The organism is Paenibacillus caseinilyticus, from assembly GCF_027533645.1.
Lineage (GTDB): Bacteria > Bacillota > Bacilli > Paenibacillales > NBRC-103111 > Paenibacillus_G > Paenibacillus_G caseinilyticus.
In genome coordinates, this window is record NZ_JAQAGY010000004.1 from 248614 (window position 1) to 269405 (window position 20792).

General features: G+C 63.2%; 11 protein-coding genes. All 11 read right to left on the reverse strand.

Going from position 1 to position 20792, the window contains the following annotated elements; translation table 11 throughout:
- Positions 1-2 precede the first annotated feature (2 nt).
- Positions 3-3275: a glycosyl hydrolase gene (locus tag O9H32_RS08540; RefSeq protein WP_269865568.1), complete on the reverse strand. Its 3273-nt coding sequence runs from the start codon at positions 3273-3275 to the stop codon at positions 3-5.
- Positions 3272-5338, reverse strand: coding sequence for a beta-galactosidase (locus O9H32_RS08545; RefSeq protein WP_269865569.1), 2067 nt, complete (start codon positions 5336-5338; stop codon positions 3272-3274). Before O9H32_RS08545 ends, O9H32_RS08540 begins: the two co-directional genes overlap by 4 nt.
- Positions 5335-7449, reverse strand: coding sequence for a hypothetical protein (locus tag O9H32_RS08550; protein ID WP_269865570.1), 2115 nt, complete (start codon positions 7447-7449; stop codon positions 5335-5337). Before O9H32_RS08550 ends, O9H32_RS08545 begins: the two co-directional genes overlap by 4 nt.
- Positions 7413-10505, reverse strand: a complete 3093-nt coding sequence (locus O9H32_RS08555) for a glycosyl hydrolase 2 galactose-binding domain-containing protein (protein WP_269865572.1) — start codon at positions 10503-10505, stop codon at positions 7413-7415. Before O9H32_RS08555 ends, O9H32_RS08550 begins: the two co-directional genes overlap by 37 nt.
- 14 nt (positions 10506-10519) lie before the next feature.
- The gene (locus tag O9H32_RS08560) at positions 10520-12166 is read right to left on the reverse strand and encodes a hypothetical protein (protein ID WP_269865574.1); all 1647 of its coding nucleotides are present in this window, start codon (positions 12164-12166) and stop codon (positions 10520-10522) included.
- Positions 12156-13049, reverse strand: a complete 894-nt coding sequence (locus tag O9H32_RS08565) for a sugar phosphate isomerase/epimerase family protein (protein WP_269865576.1) — start codon at positions 13047-13049, stop codon at positions 12156-12158. Before O9H32_RS08565 ends, O9H32_RS08560 begins: the two co-directional genes overlap by 11 nt.
- Positions 13046-14140, reverse strand: a complete 1095-nt coding sequence (locus O9H32_RS08570; protein WP_269865577.1) for a Gfo/Idh/MocA family protein — start codon at positions 14138-14140, stop codon at positions 13046-13048. The genes O9H32_RS08565 and O9H32_RS08570 overlap by 4 nt, the downstream gene beginning before the upstream one ends.
- A 437-nt stretch (positions 14141-14577) precedes the next feature.
- Positions 14578-16938: a glycoside hydrolase family 95 protein gene (locus O9H32_RS08575; protein ID WP_269865579.1), complete on the reverse strand. Its 2361-nt coding sequence runs from the start codon at positions 16936-16938 to the stop codon at positions 14578-14580.
- Entirely contained in the window at positions 16910-18397 is a 1488-nt protein-coding gene (locus O9H32_RS08580; RefSeq protein ID WP_269865580.1) for a DUF5605 domain-containing protein, read from the reverse strand. The genes O9H32_RS08575 and O9H32_RS08580 overlap by 29 nt, the downstream gene beginning before the upstream one ends.
- Positions 18397-19893: a DUF5060 domain-containing protein gene (locus O9H32_RS08585; RefSeq protein WP_269865696.1), complete on the reverse strand. Its 1497-nt coding sequence runs from the start codon at positions 19891-19893 to the stop codon at positions 18397-18399. The genes O9H32_RS08580 and O9H32_RS08585 overlap by 1 nt, the downstream gene beginning before the upstream one ends.
- The gene (locus O9H32_RS08590; protein WP_269865581.1) at positions 19893-20792 is read right to left on the reverse strand and encodes a carbohydrate ABC transporter permease; all 900 of its coding nucleotides are present in this window, start codon (positions 20790-20792) and stop codon (positions 19893-19895) included. Before O9H32_RS08590 ends, O9H32_RS08585 begins: the two co-directional genes overlap by 1 nt.

A 20792-nucleotide genomic window follows, 5' to 3' on the forward strand; every position in this document is an offset into this window, starting at 1 on the left:
GCCTAACCTCCCTTTCCTCCCTGTTCCTGTGCTCGGTAGAGCCGGATTCCGTCAAGTAAACCGTACGGCCGCAGCTCATAAGCCGGACTGTAGCCGTCGCCTTCCTTCCGGAAGGACGCCCAGCTCGTGATGGACGGGTCTGCGGCGGTGTGGTGGAACGGACCGAGCAGGTTGCGCGGGCTTCCCATCACTTCCACCTCGATGTGATTCTCCCCCTCCACCAGAGAACCGCTGATGTCGATCCGGCTTGCGGCCCGCCAGGGCACGTGGCCTGCAGTCTCTCCATTGATCCGCACCTCGGCCGTCACCGCCTCGAAGCGGCGGAGCTCAAGCCAGGCCGGACCGGACGGGAACGGTCCACCGTCCACCGGGAACCGGTAGACCATGCTTCCTGCATAATGCGGGTAGCCCTGCAGACACCAGTCACCGAGCTGCAGCGCTGCCGGTTCGCGGATGATGCGTCTGGCGTCATCCACTCCGAAATCCCCGATGAGATAGAGGTCCTCGACCTCCATCCGCTGATGGTACCGGCAGAGCAGGACCAGTTCATTGCGGCCCTGCCTCAGCGCGCCGAGGGGCACACGGTCGAACGAACGGTCCAGGAACCATCCGTCAGGCTCCGCAGGAATCCGGACTCCGTTCAGGCGGATCTCATATTCCCTTGCGGACTCCACGACCAGGTGGACCGCTCCTTCCGGAATGTCCGTGACTTCAAGGACGAACCGGAACGCGGCGGGTGTACCGTCTCCCGGATGGAGTTCGTGCACCCACCGGTATCTCTGCTCGAGCCCGTTGCCATACACCTGCCTCATGCCGAGTGCTTCGCGGACTGCCCGCTGCGCCCTCCATACATCCATCTCTTCGGACCACTCCCGCTCCCCGAGCCGGTAGGAGCATACGTCCAGCGTCAGCGCATTCGGGGCCGTGCGTTCGAAGGAGGCGGGGGCGCGGAGTTCGATGCAGGTGATACCTGGAGCCTCGATCAACCCATGAGCTAGGGATGCCGGTACTGCAGTCGGGACGGCTTGCGCCTCACAGTTCGTATGCAGCACGTACAGCTTTGAATCCGCCGGACCGAAGTCGGCATCGAATTCCAGCCTGCCATCGCGGCCATGCCGGACGGGAACTTCCGTCACTTCACCTGTAAGCGCATTCCACTCTTCGAGCCGTCCCTCTCCCTCCAACGTGATGCGGACTTGGTGGCTGCTCTCTCTGTCATTGTTGACAACGAACAAGGTTCGTCCGTCCTCCGCTTCCCGCAGCATGTACAGCAGCTCGGGGGCTTCCGGGGAGCCCGGCGCACGGTGCGTCATGCTGACGCGCCGGGGCAGCGACTGCCCAAGCGCGGCGGCCGCAGCCCCGCCATCCGGGACAAGCGTCAGGCCCGGGTGGCCGTACAGCCGGGACAGCTCAGGCGCGGGGCGCCCCTCGAGCATGGCCGCCGGCTCACCCACGGCGATCACCCTGCCGCCCGCTTCCAGGAAGCCGGTGAGCAGCCCGAATGTGCTGCGCAGCATCGAACGGATCTCCGGCAGGACAACCACGCGGTATGCTGCCTGCCCGACAGCCAGCTTGACGGTATTCTCCGTCTCCCTGACACTTCCGATCTCCGATAGGATGATCTCGTCCCCCAGATCGAAGTCGTAATGGGCGCCGAGCAGCCCCCGCAGGAAAGCATTGAATTCATGTCCGTACCGGTTGGCGGAGGACACGTCGCGGTCTTTGCCCCTTGCCGGGAAGCCGTACGGCCCCGTGCCGACCATGCTCCACGCGGTGGTGGACGGATGGAGGACCAGGACGTCGCGCACGGGCTGCCCTTCGGTCAGCACCGCCGAGAGCCTCGCGTAGTAATCCTCGATCACCCGACTGTACTTCCACCAGCTCGTGTTGTAATGGAAGACGGGCGGGTAATCCCGCTTGCGGCAGCCCTTGATCGAGTACAGGGCGAGATGCTGGGAGCGCAGGTTCACGCCTAGCGCATATTGAAAGTCGCCGACCCACCGCTGTCCCTCGAAGGTAAAGCCCCAGCCCGTGCAGCCGTACGTTTCGCTCAGCACCACCGGGCGCCCGTATTGATGAGCTACAGAGGTGCACTGCTTGACGGTGATCGTCTCGTTCGTCTGTTCCCCCAGCATATCGATGCCGGGCACATGCTGGTACCGGTAGTTCGGCATGACGGCCCCGCAAACCCGGGTAGCCGTCCCCAGATTGTTCTCCCACAGGTAATGCCCTGTAAAAGCGAGCCCGCGGTCACCGCACCACTCGCCGATCTGCCCGGAGAACGATTCGCTGAACCGCTCCGTCACCGTCCGCCAGTAATCGTGGCGGGCCTGCGGCGACAAGCTGCCGTCGAAGAAGAGGTACGGGGCGGTATCCAGCACGTCACTGCCCCGCCGTTCCCGGTAGAAGTCCGGGAACGACCCGCTCCACGGCATCCAGCCGCGGCCGGCGGTGAACCGGCAGTGCCGGTCGTGGATGCTCGGTTCGTCCGTGAACACGCCGCGCACCACCGTTCCGAACTTCGTGCCGACCTCCCGCTCGTAAGCCTCATAGGTGAGCTCAATGAACGTTCGCACCGTATCCGGGTTGAGATGGTCCGGGGGCGCCTCGCCGTTGAACCATTCGCTGCGCCCCGATACCTCCACGCGGAAGATGAGGTACACATCTTCGCTTGGCTGCTCTTGATCCTTCTGCGGCTCCGCATTCGGCAGCTCTGTGCCCGGCAGCTTCGCCTTCGCAAGCTCGGCGTACTCCGCCGCCGCTGCAGCCTCAACCCGTTCGGCGAACGCCGCCTGCAGGTCCAGCCGGGTGCAGCCCAGCAGGCTTCTCCCGGCAATGACCGCCTGGAAGACCGCCACGGGTGCCCCGTCAGCCAGCCTCTCATCCAAGCGGCCCGCTGCCGCGTCCTCCAGCCTGACGACCTCCAGGGTCAGCCCCTTGGCCCGGTACGCATCGCCGCCCTTGGCCTGCACGAATCCGCCGGCGAAGCCCGACGGCCAGCGGTCCTCGTCATACAGCCAAGCCTGCATGCCTTGGGCTTCGGCCTCTTCTACGGCTGAGCGCACCAGCTTCATCCACTCCGCGCCCATGTATTCGGTCTCCAGGCCGTCGCGGGAGTGGATGAAGAAGCCACCCATGCCGCCTTCCTTCATCTCCCCAATCTGCCGGAGCACCTCTTCCTCCCGCAGCTCATCGTTCCAGGCCCAGAACGGGGCCGAGCGGCACTCGGCCGGCGGTCTGTCGAACCGTTCGCGAAGTATTTCCGCACGGCTCATACGCCGTCACTCCCTTCTTGCGCGGTCAAGATCAAGACGCCATAGGCGGGCAGGATCGTGGAACCGGCGAGAGCAGCTCCGCTCAAGAGCTCCAGCTGTACAGCGTCCCCCAGCTGAATCTCCCGGGGTTCATCGCTGTGATTCAGCAGGAAGGTATATCCGATTCCGCCCTGCTGCCTGAGGGTGACCTCCACCCCGGCCACCGGCTCATACAGCGGACGGATGCCCTTCTCTTCGCAGAGATGGCGCAGCCACTCCCGCAGGAAGCCGGGGTCCGGGCGGGTCGCCGCATACCAGGCTTCGCCCCGGCCGAACCGGTGGCGCGTGAGGGCGGGCGATCCACGGTAATACCGGTCCGTGAACGAAGCCGCCGCTTCCGCGCCTTCGAGATGGACGACCTCGCAGACCAGTCCGCAGGCATGCTCGCTCCCCATCGGCAGCCCGCCCATATCCTGAAGCAGGCGCATTCCGCCCCGCTGGTCCGGGAACAGGGCGTCAATCTCCTCGACCCAGAGGCCGAGCAGTCTCCGCAGCTTCCCGGGATAGCCGCCGGGCACCACGCGGTCGTGCTCGTCGGCAATGCCGCTGTAGTACGACACGGCGAGCGTGCCTCCGTTCTCCACGTACGCCTCCAGCTTCTCGGTCGTACCCGGCTTCACCATATAGAGCAGCGGCGCTAGCACCAGATCATACGGTGCATAGTCACTGTCCGGCGGGATCAGATCCACCCCGATGCCGCTGTCGAAGAGCGAATTATAATATTGCTGGATCGCATCCACATATTTGAGGTACGCGGACGGCCCGCCGCCCATCTCCACGGCCCACCAGTTATCCCAGTCGAACAGCAGCGCCACACGGTTCTCCGTACGGGCTCCGGGCAGCCGGCCGCCAAGCTCTTTCAGCTCCGCCCCAAGCTGCGCGCATTCCCGGAACACGCGGGTGTTCCCGTGTCCGCAGTGGTCGATGACCGCGCCGTGGAACTTCTCGTAAGCGCCGAGCGACCGGCGCAGCTGGAAGAACATGACCGAATCCGCCCCGCGCGCCACCGCCTGCCAGCTGCGCAGCCGCATGACGCCCGGCGGCTTCGCCGGATTCACCGTCTTCCAGTTGATCACGCTCGGGGTCGATTCCATGAGGAGGAAGGGCTCTCCGCCTTTTAACCCCCTCATCAGATCGTACCGGAGCGCCATGACACTGGCCGGCGTGTCGTTCTCCGGATACATGTCCAGGGCGATTACATCCAGGTGGGGTGCCCACCGGAAGTAATCCAGCGGCTTGTAGGTGCCGTTCCCCTGGAAATTCGTGGTAACAAGCGCGTCCGGGATGACCTTCTTGATCTCCCGGGCCTCGAGCAGATAGCAATCCAGCCAGCTGTCGGAGTTGAACCGGTAATAATCCAGCGTCATCCCCTGGAAGGCGGTCTGGTCGGAGTTGCCTCCCTGCATCCCCTCGCTGAGCCCGCTCGGGAGTACGATATCCTCCCAATCGTAATACGTGTGCCCCCAGAAGCGGGTATACCAGGCGCTGTTCAAGGCCTCCAGCGTGCCGTATCGCTGCTTCAGCCATACCCGGAAGGCGGCCTCGCACCGTTCGCAGTAGCAGCGGAGGCCGATCTCGTTGTTCACGTGCCACAGCGAGACCGCCGGATGCTCCCGGTAGCGCTCCGCCAGCCTCTTCACCATCTCTGCGGCGAACCGCCGGAAGGCAGGAGAGTGCGGGCAAGAGTTATGCCTGCGCCCGAACTTCCGCTTCTTACCGTCATACGTGACGGCGAGAATGTCGGGATACTTCCGGGCCATCCAAGCGGGATGGGCCGCCGTTCCCGTGCCGAGGCAGGCCCGGACGCCGGAAGCATGCAGCAGATCCAGCGCCTCGTCCAGCCATTCGAACCGGTATGTTTCTTCATCCGGCTGATTGAGGGCCCAGGAGAACACGTTGACCGTCGCGATATCGATGCCTGCCTCGCCGAACAGCTTCATATCTTGGTCCCAGATTTCCCGTGGGAACTGCTCCGGGTTATAGTCGCCGCCGAACAGGATTTTGCCGAACCGAACTGCCGTCATCCGCCCTCCTCCTCTCTGAACCGCAGGGCATTCTGCAGCACAAGCGCAATGACCCAGGACGGGTTCCATGTATTGCTGTGTCCCCTGCCGTTCCAATGGGTCTGAAAAAATCCTTCCCCCTGCTCTCCGATCGTGCTAAATCCATACTCGCCGGGCTGGGTGCAGATCCCCTGGCCCATCGCTTCGAAGGACATCCGCCCCATGCTCTCGTACTGGGTGCTGCCGGTCATGCTGCCGAACTTCCACAGCTCATAGGTCGGGAAGTAGACGTCGAGATGGTGGTTCTGCACGCTGACACCAGGCCAGCCGGCCGCCTTGAAGTCCCGCTCACGGAAGGCCGTGCCGCGGTCATACACCGGATTCCAGTGAAAGACGAAGGTCAGGATCCAATCGGCCGCGATCTCCGCCCACTCCCGGTGCTGTTCGCGGCCGGTGAGGGTATAGAGCTCGTATGCAGCGAGGAAAAAGTACATGCCCGCCTCCTTATCCTCACATCGCGCATCCAGCGTCGATCGGGCAAACGGCCGGTCGAACGTCGCGGCATGCAGCTCATAATAGCGCTGCAGTCCGGCTTCGGCCGCATCGAGGTCGGCGGAAGCTCCGCCCAGCCGGTAGGCTTTGGCCAGGGCGATCGTACACGGCAGACCTGCCGCGGTGATCATGTCGTCGGCAGGTCTGCCGTCCGTCAGCCAAGCCAGCGGATAGACGCCCGACGCCAGCCCTGCGCTGCGGAACCAGTCTGCCGCTTCGCGGATGGCCTCCATCCACCCGGCGGGCACCTCCCGGCCATGGCTGCGCAGGAGCAGGGCCAGATCCGTCAGATCCGCCATCGTCTCGCCCAGGGCACGGCTCGGGATGACCTCTTCCCCGTTCCAGCGGAAGTGTTCCCATCTCGCATCCGCGAGGTGGTACATGCCCCGCCGCAGCCCCGGCACCTCTGTCCGGCTGCCCTGCAGGTAGAACTCAGCCGCCTGCAGGGCCCGCTTGACGCGGTGCTCTTCCCCGTGGCGAAGGCCGATCATGGCCTCGCACCATGCGAGCTTCAGGCACTGCCCCGTCCAGCCGTACATGAAGTGCGGCGGATGCTTGGCTGCCCGGCCGGGCACGGCTTCGGGGGCGAATTTCACGTAACCGGCTTCCCCGCGTTCGCCGGATCTCCAGCGCCCGTCGAGGGCCTTCGTCTTCAGGCGGACGATCTCTTCCGCCGTCAACGGATGAGCCCCCCGGGGATCGTACAGCTGCGGCGCCTGCCGGACGATCTCCCGGAATCCGCGCCCGGGGCGGATGCCATCGCTCCAATCGAGCGTATATTCCTTCGCCATCGTCTCCCCGGGCGCCAGGTCGGTATAACCGCCGCTCCAGGTGTCCGTCCTGCCTTTTGCCGTGAGGATAAGATCCTTCTCCCCGTTGAACATCACGACGCCGCTCAGTGCGGCTGCGAGAATGCGGTCCCCTTGGTCCACCGCGCCCAGCGAATCGTACTGTACGGCCCCCTCCTGTGTTTCCCGGAAGCCCGGGATGGAGAACAGAGAGAAGCAGCAAGCGTCAGTCCCGGCGGATGCCGCACCTTCCTGCCACTCGACATTCACGCAGGGGATCGGCAGCCGGTGCTCCTCGCAGACGAACCCGCGGCCGGGACCCGCGCCAAGCTTGGGCACGATCCGCCCAGGATCGGAGGATGGATTGTTGTTGTAGATCGTATGGGGGATCGTCACCCGGCTCTTCTCCCCTGCCGGCAGAGGAATCAGCAGGCCCATGACCGCATCCTGCAGCGTCCGTGCAGTAACGTTCGTCCAAGATAGCTTAAGCCGCAGCCGGTGGAGATCATCGAAGCTCAGCTCGAGCTTGATGCGAACCGCCCCGTTGATCAGCCCGCTGACCCGGAGGGCCGGCTCCTGTCCGCCGGAAGGGCAGACACACACCTCTTCCACAGCGGGGGCAGCCAGCTGCCAAGGGCGGCCTTCGGAGAAGGTCAGCAGCCCCTCCAGCGTTTCATCCAGGAACCAATCCTCCCCGCCTTGGCCCCGAAGACCGAGGCGGAGCCTCCCGCCCGCAGGCAGCACATCCGCTTCGGCTAGCTTTCGCCCATCTCGGCTGCCAATGGTATGCACGGCATGATCTCCTCCTTCGGGCCGAGCATCGAGAGCAGCAGCCGGTCCAGTGTCGGATTGCAGCCGACCCGGCCGGCGAGCGGCATACAGATCAGGAATAAGCGTCCCTGATCCAGCGCAATCGAACCGGCAACCGGCAGACGGCGCTTGCCGTCCCGCTCTCCTTCCGAGCGGTAGCTCCAGAGGATGGGTTCGATGCCTTCCCCGTCCAGCCAGCAGCCGGCGATGCCGTCCAGCCGGTCCTGCGACAGGTTGTAGAAGTAGGCGAAGTCGTCCTCCTTCATCCAGCCGAAGGTTCCTTCATCGGCATCCGGGCTGCAGGCCAGCGTATACACCTCCCGGAGCTTCGCAGCCTTGACGGAGGAATCCCCCAGATCCCATACCGTTCCGTCCGCTCCGCCGGTAAGCACCAGCACGGCGGTCCCTCCGGCCTTCACCGCTTCCAGGATCTGCGTCCGGTTCGCCGTGTACGCTTCATGGGAAGTGACCAGCAGCGGTGCGTCTGCTGCCGTGAATTCACCCGCCAGCGGTTCGGCGGGGAGATCGAGCAGCGTGCACAGCATCCGGGCGCCGCTCTCTGCGGCGGTGACCTTGGCCGGCTTCGGACACGCAGGGGATACTCTGGCGAACGCTTCGAAGGTGAAGCGTTCGAGGGCCAGCCGGCGGCCCTGCCCGTCGATCAGACAGGCATCCACATACATGGACCTGCGGTCATCGGTCTGCGGCACGGTCACCCGGATCGTCCCCGCATACCTCGAGGTGGCTGCCGCCAGCGTACCCGCCATCTCATAATGCGCGTAATCTCCCGCATCATCCCGCAGCGTAGCGACAATCCGGCACCCGTCCAGCTCCTCGGGCGTATCGTTCAGCAGCCATGCCTCGATCTCCAGCGTTTCTCCCTCATAAGCCTTCCAGCGGTCACAGCGCAGACTCACGCGTTTCGGCACCAGGCAGTCTTTGTATGTAAAATAGGCGGGCTTCGGCACCCGATCCACACCGACAAGCGCTTTCATCCAGCCGGAAGGCCAAGCGTCGATGAGCAGATGAATCGCCGTGGATACGACCCGGTCGGCGCGCCGGCGCCAAGCGTCGGTCATGAGCCGGGCGGCCAAAGCCTGGTGCTTCTGGCTGGCCTTGATCCATTCCCCCACCGTGTGCTGCTCGGCATACCAGTCTCCGTGCAGCGCATACGTCTGGGCTCCATGGATCCGGCTGGGGAGCCACCTCTCCTCCTTCGAAGCCGGCAGCCACTCCCCAGGGTAGCTGGCCTGCATGAGCTCGAAGCGGTCCAGCCCTTCGGTGCCGTATTCCCCGCAGCCGGCCTTCCAGCCCTCGCGGATCGCCGGGAGGAAGCCCTTGTACATTTTGCCCACCGAGATGCCGTTGTTCGTGTACCACAGGTTGTAACAGTGAAAATCCGGCAGCCCTTCCCGCGTGGGCGGGTTATAGTCGCCGTCGGCATTCTTCACGACCCGGTCCGGATTCTCCACATAGATCGCCTGCCGCGAGGCTACGAAGAAGGCTTCGAGCTCGGTGCGGTGCAGATGACGGTGGCCTTTGCGGCGCTTCTCCGTCCGGGAGGGCTCGTTGATCAGGGAGACCATCACCGACGAAGGATGGCTGCGGATCAGCCGCTCCATCTCGGCCGCCTGGCGCACGCCCTCCACGAACTGGCTGCGGCGGATGAAGCCGAAGGTCGGCAGGTCGCACTGGTGCATCATGCCGAGCATATCGAAGTGATCGTAGATCTCTTCCTGCACCGGGCGCTGGGTGATACGGTAGAAGTTCAGGTTCGCCAGCTTCGCGATCAGAATATCGTCGATGAGCTGTCCGTAATCCTCCTTCATGACGCAGAGCTGCAGATGGCCCATTTCGTTGGCCCCCCGCAGGATGACCGGCCGGTTGTTGAGTTGCAGCGTCCCTTTGACAGGGCCGCTTTCATCCATATGGAACTTCCGCATGCCGAAGGTGCGGTCGAAGCCGTCCACGGGCCGGCCGTCTATGAGCAGCTCCACCCGGGCTGTGTACAGGTACGGAGCATCGGGCTGCCAGAGCCGGAAGGACGGGAAGTCGACCTTATACCGGTAATAATTCAGCCCCGGTCCCGCGTAAGCCACGGCAAAGGTCATAGGGCCTACCGGGGGACCTTCGAAGTTCTTCGGCATGATCTGCAGCTGCAGGCCGAAATTCTCCTTCAGCCCGTTCTCCGTCTGGAAGACGTCGATCCATACCTCTACGAAGCCCCCGTCCACATCGGGACGCACGAACACATCCTGCACGAACTGAGCGGAACGCTCTTCGAGATATACCTGATTGTAGATACCGGCTCCCGGAGGACAATGCTTCCACCCGCTGTAGGGATCGTCCCAGCCCGGCCCGGTGGCCGCATACATTTTGTCGCCGTCCAGCTTCGTCCCGCCTACGCCCATCATCGGGTAGTCATTGTGGACCTCGACCACGAGCGTGTTATTCCGCTGCAGGCAGTCCGTCACATCGAACTCGAACGGGGCGAAGAAGCCTTCGTGGCTGCCGATGCATTTGCGGTTCAGGTACACGACCGTCTTGTAGTCGACTCCCTTGAAGACAAGGTAGACCCTCTTCCCCTCCGGAACCGGCTCATGGGTGAATTCCGTCCGGTAGAACCCCGTCCACCTGCCGTTCTCCCCCGTCGGTCCGCGGAAGTCAGGCACCGTCACCTGCTGCCAGTCTCCTGCGCCTTCCAGCACCCGGTTAAAATCAGCGTCCTCCCCGCTCTGGTACCGGAACTGGAACTGCTTGCAGCCCTGCCGGCGGCGCTGCAGCCGCGGCGGCGGAATCAGAGAGCGCATATACGGAAGATAGGCCTCGCGCAGGCTCTCCAATTCTTCACGGAATGCGAGCAGCCGGGTCTCGTACGAGGGCTCCGAGCCATCCGGAGCCGCTTCGGCGGACGGGTAAAAATAGCTTTTGTCATAGGCAGCGGGAGGAAGTTCACTCATTCCGTCCCGGCTGCCGGGATGCTCGCGGAAGGCAATCTCTGCGAACGCATCCCCGTGTTGTGCAGGCTGCACGCTCATCGGTCTCACTCCCGTCACTTCGAGGCAATATCAAACGCTAACCGGGTTCCTTCCTTATTCATCGCGGCGATCCTCACTTCCGACGTGCCGAACCGCTGGGTCCAGCATCCCGGCTCGCCAAGGAAAGGCTCCGCGGCTTCCTTCACCTGTTCTTCCAGAAAGTGGTCTGTGACGATCCACTGCCCGGCTCCCCGCCGGCCGCTGACCGTAAGTTCCTGGGGGCAGCCCTCGGGAATCAGCCACTTGGCGATCACCACAACCCCGCCTTCTTCTGCACGGGTGACCAACGCCCGGAAGGTCCGCTCGGACAGCGAGGTGCCGCCGGTTAGAATCAGGCCCGGCTTGCCAAGCGTCTCCCTGGTCACTTCATCGTCGAACACGAGCACACTGCGCGCAGGGTAGAACAGTCCGTGGACAGGAAAGCCGGCGGCGGTACGGCCGTTCTCCAGCGGGAATGCCTCCGGCGCCACCGTACGCTTCAGCTCATGCCGCGGGAACTCATAGCCGGGAATGTGCATGCAGCTGCCATGGGAGGGAATCGTTCCCCGGCTCAGCAGGTGCCAGATGTGGAACACGCTCTTCTGCGCTTCACCGGACTCGAGCGTCCGGCTGCCGAATACCCGTTCATTCTGTCCGTAGTTCGCGTCATCCGAGGCGATCACGGCGATATCCGCCTCCGCCTGCGAGTGGTTCCAGGACAGCGGATGGGCCGGAACGAACGAGCGCGTGAACTGTTCCCACACTTCGCCGTATTCCGTCTTCCGGAAGCCCTGCGGAGTATGCCTTAGCAGAACGTCCACATTCTCCACGAACAGGTGGCTCGGGCCCATCAGATAGCCCAGCTTCAGAGCCGATTCGAATTCCTCGGGGGAATGCCCCGGGAATCCGGGATAGCGGGTGAACCATTCTCCGGCGTCGGGTCCCCAGAGGTCGGCGCAGATCCAGAGGGACCGGCCGTACTGCTTGGCGGCTCCCAGCGCGGTCGCCAGCTGGAGCGATTGGAACGATTCCTTCATGATCTTGGGGCATAGATCCATGCCGGCCCTCGCGAAGGTATGGTACATCACCGGGAATACGTGCTCGCTGATCAGCGGCATGGGGGCCTCCGCCTTCCCGGCCTGCTCCAGCAGACGCTCTACATGAAGGCGCCTGTCTGAGACTGCATCCCCCACCCTCCGGCGGGAAGCCTCCAGGCTCAGGCCGTCGACGGAACCCCAGTGCGGGTACCAGCCATCCTTGCGGTACTGGGCGGCATTGATCTGCAGGTGCTCCGGCTCATCGTAGAGCAGCCCGATGCACCGGCCAGATCCTGCAGCCTGCACCGTGGCTGTGTCCGTCAAGTCGTACCGGTTCGTTCCCTCGGCCCAAGGCCCGTTAATGTTCCCGTATTCGTTGCCAAGGCATACATCGAGGCCCGCCTCGGCGGCATCCGACATGACCTGCTGTACGTTCTCCGCTTCCGGAATCACATGATGCACATAGAAGTCAGCTCCGAGATCCGACAGCGCCTTCAAGAATGCTGCTGGCTCCGGCCGGGGGTCCTGGGACGGAACGGGGCTTCCCGTACCCGTCCGCATGATCTGCTCCGACGCCTCGCCGGCCCAAGGGTCCGGCCAGCCGACTACCGGCCCTTGGATGCCGAGTCTCGGTTCATGCGCCATGGCGGGCCGTCCCTTCCGCGGATGGCTTCCCATGCCCCGTGCCTGGGGCGCCGTATGCCGCTGCGATCCGCTCGAGGCATTCCTCCACCTCTTCGGGCTTCGCATGCTCGAGAATCAGAGGCACGCCGGGCAGCCGCTGTGTCAGCAGCCCGGCATAGAGCGGCCAGTCCGCCTGCCCGGTGCCCACCCGCGGAGTCGTGAAGGTGCCGTCCTCCGCATACAGGGCATCCTTGGCATGCGCCATCGGGCAGCCGGCACCGGCTGCGTCGAACAGCTCCGTCATAGCCTGCCGCTGCTGCTGCAGGTCTTCGCGTGTGAGATAGTTGAACGGGTCCATCACGATCGCGAGCCCTTCCGTCCCCAGCTCCTGGAATATCTGTGCCGCCTGCCGGGGACTGCCAAGGACATTGTTCACGAAACCTTCGATGACCAGCACCGCTCCGTTCTTCAACGCACGGTCCCGCAGCCGTCCGATGATCCCCGTGAGCTGCTTCCAGGCCTCCTCCGACCGGTTCTCGGGGCAGTCACGCCATGAATTGGTCGGATGCAGGCTGCCGGTCTCCGTCAGAATATACCTTGTTCCGTAGTGGGGACATAGGTCGATCATCTTCTCGAGCTGCCGCAGCTTCTGCTCCCGCTTGGCCGGGTCCGGCTGCATCAGGTTGGTGTAACCGGATAAGCCGACCACGGTGATCCCTTGTTCCTCGAACAGCGACCGCAGACGTTTGGCGCGTATCGGTGACAGCGGCTCATCGTCCATCAGGCCCAGCTTTTGTCTGGGATCGAGCTGGATGCAGGTGAATCCGTGCCTGCGGGCTTCCCGCAGCATTTCGTCCACTGTCATGCCCATATACACATAGCTCATAAAACCGAGCGGATTCATGCCGTCACCGTCCTTCCGAGAATCTCGGACCGCTCGACAACCCGGCCCTCCTTGCTCGACACGACCATGGCCGCCGTCAAGGCAACGGTCTGCAGATTGTCTTGAGCCGTCACCGGCGGAGCCTGCCCTTCCGAGACCGCGTTGATGAAGGCGATCATCGATCCGGCGAAAGCGTCAGGGAACCACGAGCCCTTGAGCTTGATCTCGTGGATGACATTCTTGTGCTTGTTCAGCGCCATGTAGAGCGTATCCTGCGTGCACCACAGGCTGCCTTCCGTCCCGTCGATCCACCAGGTGTGGCTGTGCGAGCGGCTCGCTTTGACGATATTGTTGAACTGCAGCGAAGCCATCAGCAGGCTTCTTCCGCCTGGAGCGCCGAATTCCACGTTCGCCGAATAGATCAGCGGGTCCACCGCATTCTGGCCGGGCAGCATGGCTGTCGTACAATGCACCCTGGACCACTCCTCAGCAGAAGGGTTAAAGTGCCGGCACAGATCGATATAGTGGACGCCGTGGTCTACGATATTGAAGTCCTTCATATTCGTCCACCACCGGCCGGCCTGGTCTTGGTACGAACGGAGCACATGGTGGAGGCTGTACACCTCACCGATGAGATCCTGTTCCAGCACGGTCTTCAAAGCTTTGTGGGCCGGAGCCCAACGAGCCTGCTGATTCACGCCGAGCACGATCCCGAGCCGCTCCGCTTCCTGCGCCAGCAGCTGCGCGTGCTCCGGATCCAGGGCCAGCGGCTTCTGGCAGAGCACCGGCCTCGGCGCTTCGGCGATCAGCCGCAGCACCTCAAGCCTCGGCTCCGGATGGATGGCGAGATCGATGATCCCCACATCCTCCCGCTCCAGTAGCTTCCTCACGTCGGTCGTCCAGAACGGGATGCCGAATGCTTCGGCCGTTGCGCGTGCGGCTTCCTCGTTCACATCGCAGCACGCGACTACTTGCAGGCCATATTTGCGGTATGCGGGCAGATGCGCCGTGTTGGCGATGCTCCCGCAGCCGATGATACCGATACCGTATCGTTTCCCGTCCGCTGTCTTCAGCTTGCCGGGCGCATAATGTTCGGGTCTGATGAATTCCATAAGCTCACCTCTCTGCATCTAACAATACACCGTTCCGCTCTAGGGGTTATAGGCGATTTCTGCTTAGATTGGGGAGCATTCGTGCACCGGGCGCGCAGGGTTGCCCAGACGGTCCTTTCGCGTGCTTGTCCAAACGTTTGTGCGTGGGGAGGAATGGGTATGGGGCTTCAGCCGCTCTTGAAGTCGTGTCCCATTTGAATTTCCGTAGTGGTAAGGACACGACTTCAAAGGCGGCCCGTACACTTTCCACCCCATACCCATTCCCTCTCTACTACTCTCTGCTTGGCTCCTACCTTACCAAGAACAAACCGAGATGGAAAACAAGCTCCTCCCCGAAATTTTATAAATTCAATAGTAAGTTAACCGGCTTCGCCGTCCTTTAAGGACGATGCGAAAAAAGGACCACCTTCCGGTGGCCCTCCCATTGCATTGCACAGCTATACGGACTCCCCAATCTGCTGCGGAGCAGGCTCGGACTGCGTCTCCGGCGCCAGCACGTACGACCGGCCCGCCCGGACCGCGAAGCGGGTAAGCCCGCTCTCGTCCGTGGTGCCGACTGCCGTCCCGTCCGCCTCCACCCGCAGGGGAGACAGCGGCTGCCGGCAGGCAATCCGGCATTCGCCGTCCCGGTCCGCCCGGATCACGCAGCGGACCAGCGCCCCCTCCGCCCATTCCAGGTCTACCTCGAAGCCTCCGCGAGCGCGCAGTCCGGACACACGGCCGCTGCGCCACGCCGGCGGAAGAGCCGGCAGCAGCGCGATCTCCCCACGGTGCGATTGCAGGAGCATCTCGGCGATCCCTGCCGTCCCGCCAAAGTTCCCGTCGATCTGGAACGGCGGATGGTTATCGAACAGGTTCGGCAGCGTCGACTGCGACAGCAGCGCACGCAGATGCCCATACGCGTTCACGCCGTCCTCCAGCCGGGCATAGAAGTTGAGAATCCAGGCGCGGCTCCATCCGGTGTGACCGCCCCCGTTCTCGAGCCGGCGCTCCAGCGTGACCTTGGCGGCCTGCGCCCACTCGGGCGTATGGCGCACATGGATGATTTCGCCGGGATGCAGAGCGAACAGATGGGAGATATGCCGGTGGCCCGGATGCACCTCATCCCAGTCGCCCGTCCACTCCTGCAGCTGGCCGTGCCTGCCGATCTGCGGCTGGGGCAGCCGGCGCAGCACCTCTTCCCACTTGGCGCGCAGGAGATCGTCGGTTCTCAGGATGCCCGCAGCGTCAGCGCATGCGCGGAGCAGCGAGTACACGATCTGGATGTCCATCGAAGGTCCGATGGTCAGCGTGCCCACACTCCCGTCCGGGCCGATGAATTTGTTCTCGGGAGAGGTGGATGGCCCGGTGACGAGGCGCCCCTCCTTGTCCTCGAACAAATAATCGAGGAAGAACTCCGCCGCTTCCTTCATAATCGGATAAGCCCTCTCCCGCAGGAACGGCTCCTCCAGGCCGAACCGGTAATGCTCCCACAGGTGCAGCGACAGCCAGGCGGCGCCCATCGGCCAGATCGAGCCCGGCATATAATTGCCTTCCACCTGGGTCGAGCCCCACATATCGGTGTTGTGGTGGGCGACGAAACCCCGGCAGCCGTACAGCTGCTCTGCGGTTTTGCGGCCATTCGGCCGCATCCGGTCGATGAGATCGAACAGCGGCTCATGGCACTCGGGCAGATTGCAGCTCTCGGCCGGCCAGTAGTTCATCTCCGTATTAATGTTGATCGTATACTTGGACTCCCAGGGCGGGGTGAAGCTCTCGTTCCAGATCCCCTGCAGGTTGGCCGGATTCGAACCTGGCCGCGAGCTGGCCATCATCAGATACCGTCCGAATTGAAAATACAGCTGGAACAATCCCGGATCTTCTCCGCCCTCCTTGAAGCGCAGGAGCCTCGCATCGGTCGGCAGCAGCGACGGGTCCGGTCCCTGCACAGGCTCCTGTCCGAGATCGAGCTTCACCCGGCGGTAGAGGGAGAGATGGTCTGCGATATGCTCCCGCTTCACCGCATCATAGCCCTTGCGCTCCGCCGCCTCAAGCTGGCGTACACATTCGGCCTGCGGATCCTCCGAGCGGAACGACGTGCCTCCCGCGATGTAGAGCGTGACAGCGTCTGCGTCCCGGACAGCCAGGAAATCGCCGAAGGCATTGACCCAGCCGCCTTCGGGCACCGCCTTGACGGCCATGCAGTAAGACACGCCATTCTTCCCGTTATCCCCGCACATGGCGATCGTATCGTGGGCAAGCTGCTGCGTGCCTTCGTCGAACGGCCTGCGGCTCACATTCATCCGAAGATTAAGCTTGGCTTCCGGCCCGCAGGTAATGCGGACGACGAGCACGCCGTCGACCGCGCTGGAGAAGACTTCGCGTTCGTGCCTGACTTCATTGAGGCAGTAGCCCACATGCGCGATGCCCTCCTCGATGTCCAGGTCGCGGTAGTAGTTCGAGATCATTTTCTTCTCGCCGTCATGGTAAATATGAAGATCGCCGAGCGGCTGATAAGGACGCATGGATTTGGGGATCGACATCAGTCCCATCTGTGCCGCCTCTTCCGCTTCCAGCTGCTTTCCCTTGAGCAGCAGGCGCCGCACTTCGGGCAGGTATTTCCTCCCGTCGGGATTGTCCCCGTTCAGCGGACCGCCGTACCAGACGGAATCCTCATTGATCTGCAGGCGCTCCTGGTTCACCTTGCCGAATACCATGGCGCCCAGCCTGCCGTTGCCGACCGGCAGCGCTTCGGTCCAGGCGCGCGCCGGCTTCTCGTACCACAGTCTGTCATGCTTGGATGCTCTCCGTTGTTCCATCTCGTTCCTCCTCCGCCGGTCCGCTCAGGGCTCCGGGTAATTTGCGAATGCGCAGGGCCAAATATTCCTTTATCGGCAGGTCGATCCGAAAGCGTCCCTCATAGTCGCCGGGAAGCGGTTCCACCGTCATCTGCCAAGTATCGATCAGATCCACGGTATAGCGGCCTTCCGGCAGCTCGAAGCCCCGGAACGCGAAGCGGTGCGGGCCGAAGTACTGCAGATAGCACTCCCCCCGGATCTCCAGCGTAGCGGCATCATACCGGTCGCTGTTGTAACGCATGCCCTCCGGCAGCTCCTCCAGCATCTGCCGGAGGAAAGCCGCACGGGCGGTGCTCTTCCCCAGGAAGCTCCCTCCGTGCTTGGACCAGAGCAGATCCCCATCCTTCTCCGCATACGCTTCGCTGCAGCTTACATAGCCTCCGCGAACCGCGCCTTCCCACAGGCGGCTTGTCATCTCTTCAGGCGTCAGGCTTGCTTCGGGATGGTCGAGGTTGCCCTCATATCCGGCGCCCTCGATCAACACCGGCTTGGCGTACGCCCGGGTATAATCCGAAGCCGCCTTGACGTCCGGCGTCTCCAGGCTCACGTGCGTCGCCCAGGGCGAGCCGAAGTCCGCCTCGCCCGGCCGGCTCCGGACCGAACGCAGATGCCGTCCGCCGTCCTGCTCTGCGATCAGGCGGAGCAGCCGGTTCCAGTCGCCCGGCGTCCGGCCGGCGAAGCCTCCTGTATCTTCGGTTGCTGACCACCAGACCGACCGATAGGCACCGAAGCGGGCCGCACAGTACCGGACATAGCGTTCCTCGTCTTCTCTGCTGCGTTCCCCAGCCCCGAAGACATCCGGACGCAGCAGCACAAGCTCCGCCTCGATGTGAAGCGCCGAGAGCTCGCTGATCCGCTGCTCCAGCGTCTGGAAATATTCCGGACACAAACGGCTGCCGTCCAGCCGGCCGTCCGTATGCCGTTCGAACGGCTCCGGCAGGCCTTCCGGCGCTTCATCAGCCAGCGGAAGGACAGTCATCCGCACCTTGTTGTACGGGGAGTGCCGAAGCGCCTCCAACGTCTCCTGCCGGCGCGCTTCGCTCTGCAGGTGCCACTGGCTGCAGACGGTGCCTACGGGGATGAACCTTGTGCCGTCCGCATAAGCGAAGTGGGCCTCTCCCCGCACCCTTACCGGGCCACGGTTCCCTGCAGACGGGGCGGCACAGACGAACTGCCCGGTCAGGCCGTCCAGCGCTGGTACGCTGCTCTGCGTCCGGTACGTCCATGTGCCTTCCACCTGCGGCATGAACCGGATCCGGCAGATCCCGTCACCGTCATAGAAGCCTTCGACTTCCCCGAACTCACTACCGCAGGAGAAGCTCGCCGACAGGGTTACATCCACGTAAGGATTCCCCTCCTCCGGGGCCTGCAGGAGCAGCTCGAACAGCCCCCAGCGTTCCACGATCGACTCCACCGTCATCAACTTCCCCCTCCTTCCAAAGCCGTTTCTGCAGGCCGTACGCGCAGAGCCAGCTGAGGCCGGCCGGGCAGTCCGATTCGACACCGCCCGCTGTACAAGCCCGGGAGGGGCTGAATCGTCATGTCCCAAGTATCGATCAGGTCCACCTGATAAGCTCCCTCCGGCGGCAGCTCCAGCCAATGACTGCCGGGCTGCCGCCGGCCGAAGTACAACAGGCGCCAGCTTCCTTCGCCCAGCGCCTCGATCCACTCCGGCGGGGCCTCTTCCAGGATGCGCCTCAGGAAGGCGATCCGGGGTACGCTTTCCCCATACAGGCGCCCTCCGGTGGAGATCCACGCCCGGGTCTCCCGGTCAACGAACGATTCCCCGTGCCCGACGAAGCCGCCCCGGCTCACCCCTTCCCAGAACCGGTGTACGAGCTCCTGTCCCGAAATATTCCCCCAGCGCCGCGAGCTGTTGCCCTCGTAGGAGATTTCGTCGATAACGATCGGTTTCGCCGCCGTCTCTCGCCACCCCGTCGTCAGCTCCGCATCCCAGTGCTGAATGCTCTGGTGCGTGATCCAGGGCTTCGTGAAGTCATACAGACTGGAGGATTTGTACATCTTCGTCCCGTTGTGGATCGAGCGCAGGTGCTGGTACGGGTCAAACCGCTGGGTGAGCTGCAGCAGCCGGTCCCAGTCCCCCACCGTCTTATATTTGTTGAAGTCGAACTCGTTGCACAGCGACCACCACACGTGGCGGTAGGAGCCGAGCCTTGCGATGCAGTACCGCAGATACATCTCGTCCTGGAGCGCATCCATGTTGTCGACGCCCCACCACCCTTTGTCATACGGATGGAAAAGAACGAGGTCCGCCTCGATCCCCAGCTTCAGCAGGTCGTCAAGACGATGTTCGAGATGCTGAAAAAAAGCAGGATTATACCGTGTCCGGTCGAGATCCTCCGGGGAGGAGCCGGCAAAGACCGTCTCCAGCGGAGGCTGCATATCCCGGGTCGGCAGCAGACACATTCTCACCTTATTGAAGGGGGAACCTGCCAGCGACTGCAAGGTCAGCTCCTCCTGCTCCGTATTCCCCCCGTGCGTCCAGTGATAACAGGTGGTGCCGAACGGCATATACGGCGTCCCGTCCTCATAGGCGAAGCCGTACCGGCCCTTCACCCGGACCGGGCCATGGTTGCCTTCCCCCGGATCCGCACAGACGAACTCGCCCCGGTGACCGTCCAGCTCCGGACAATTACTATGCGTCACATACCGCCAAACGCCCGGCCGGTCCGGCATGAAGCGTACCCGGTAGACTCCGTTCCCGTCATAGAAGCCTTCCGGCTCCATCGTCAGGTTCCGGTACTGGAACCGGGCCGACAAGCGGATGTCCTGGAACGGATTGCCTTCCTGCGGGCCCTCCAGAACCAGCTCGAACCGGTCCCACTGCTCTATCGTCTCCCGGCCGTCAGCCACAGCGGTTCCTGCTCTGTTCACGCCAATCGTTCTCCTCTCCATCATTTGATCCCCGAATGCGCCATCGTGGCGATGACTTTGCTCTGGAAGGCGAGGAAGATAATCAGGTTGGGCAGGAACAGCAGCAGCGTCGCCGCAGCCAGCGCGCCCTGCCTAGCCACACTGTTGGCCATGCCGCTGGTCAGTGTCTCCACGTAGAACGGGAAGGTCCGCATCTCTTCATCCTGCATGTAGGAGATCGAGGTTTCTGTATTCTGCCATGCGCTCTGGAACGCGATAATGCCGATGGTCGCGATCGCCGGCAGTACGACCGGGATAATGATACGCAGGAAGAGCGTCCACTCCTTCGCCCCGTCCATCTTCGCGGAATCCAGCAGCTCGCCCGGCACTTGATCGATGAACTGCTTCATCAGGAAGACCCCGGTGGGGACGGCCACGAGCGGCAGTACATGCCCCCAATACGTATTGAAGATACCGAGCTGGCTGACCACCAGGTATTTGGGAATGGCCACAGTTTCCGGGACAAAAACGAGGGTCAGCAGGATGGTCGCGAAGACCGCCTTATGTCCGGGAAACTGGTGCTTGGAGATGGCATAGGCGCACATGGCGCTGAACAGCGTAATGAGCGTAACGGACAGCCCCGTGACGACGAAGCTGTTGAACATATACCGGGTCACCGGAACAGCCGTCGTCTTCGTCGAAGCCAGCAGCTCGATGAAGCTCTGGATGGAAGGGTCGCGCACGAGGATGTTCGGCGGGTACACGAACAGCTCCTGGTACGGCTTGAACGCGTGGTTGAAAATATACACGATCGGCAGCATCATGAAGATGCTGATGAGCGCGAGCACCACGAACGCCACCTTCTCGGCCGGGCTCCAGCGCCCGAGCTTCGAGCGCCTTCGCCAGGGGATCCATCCGCGCAATTTGGCCGCGAAATTCAT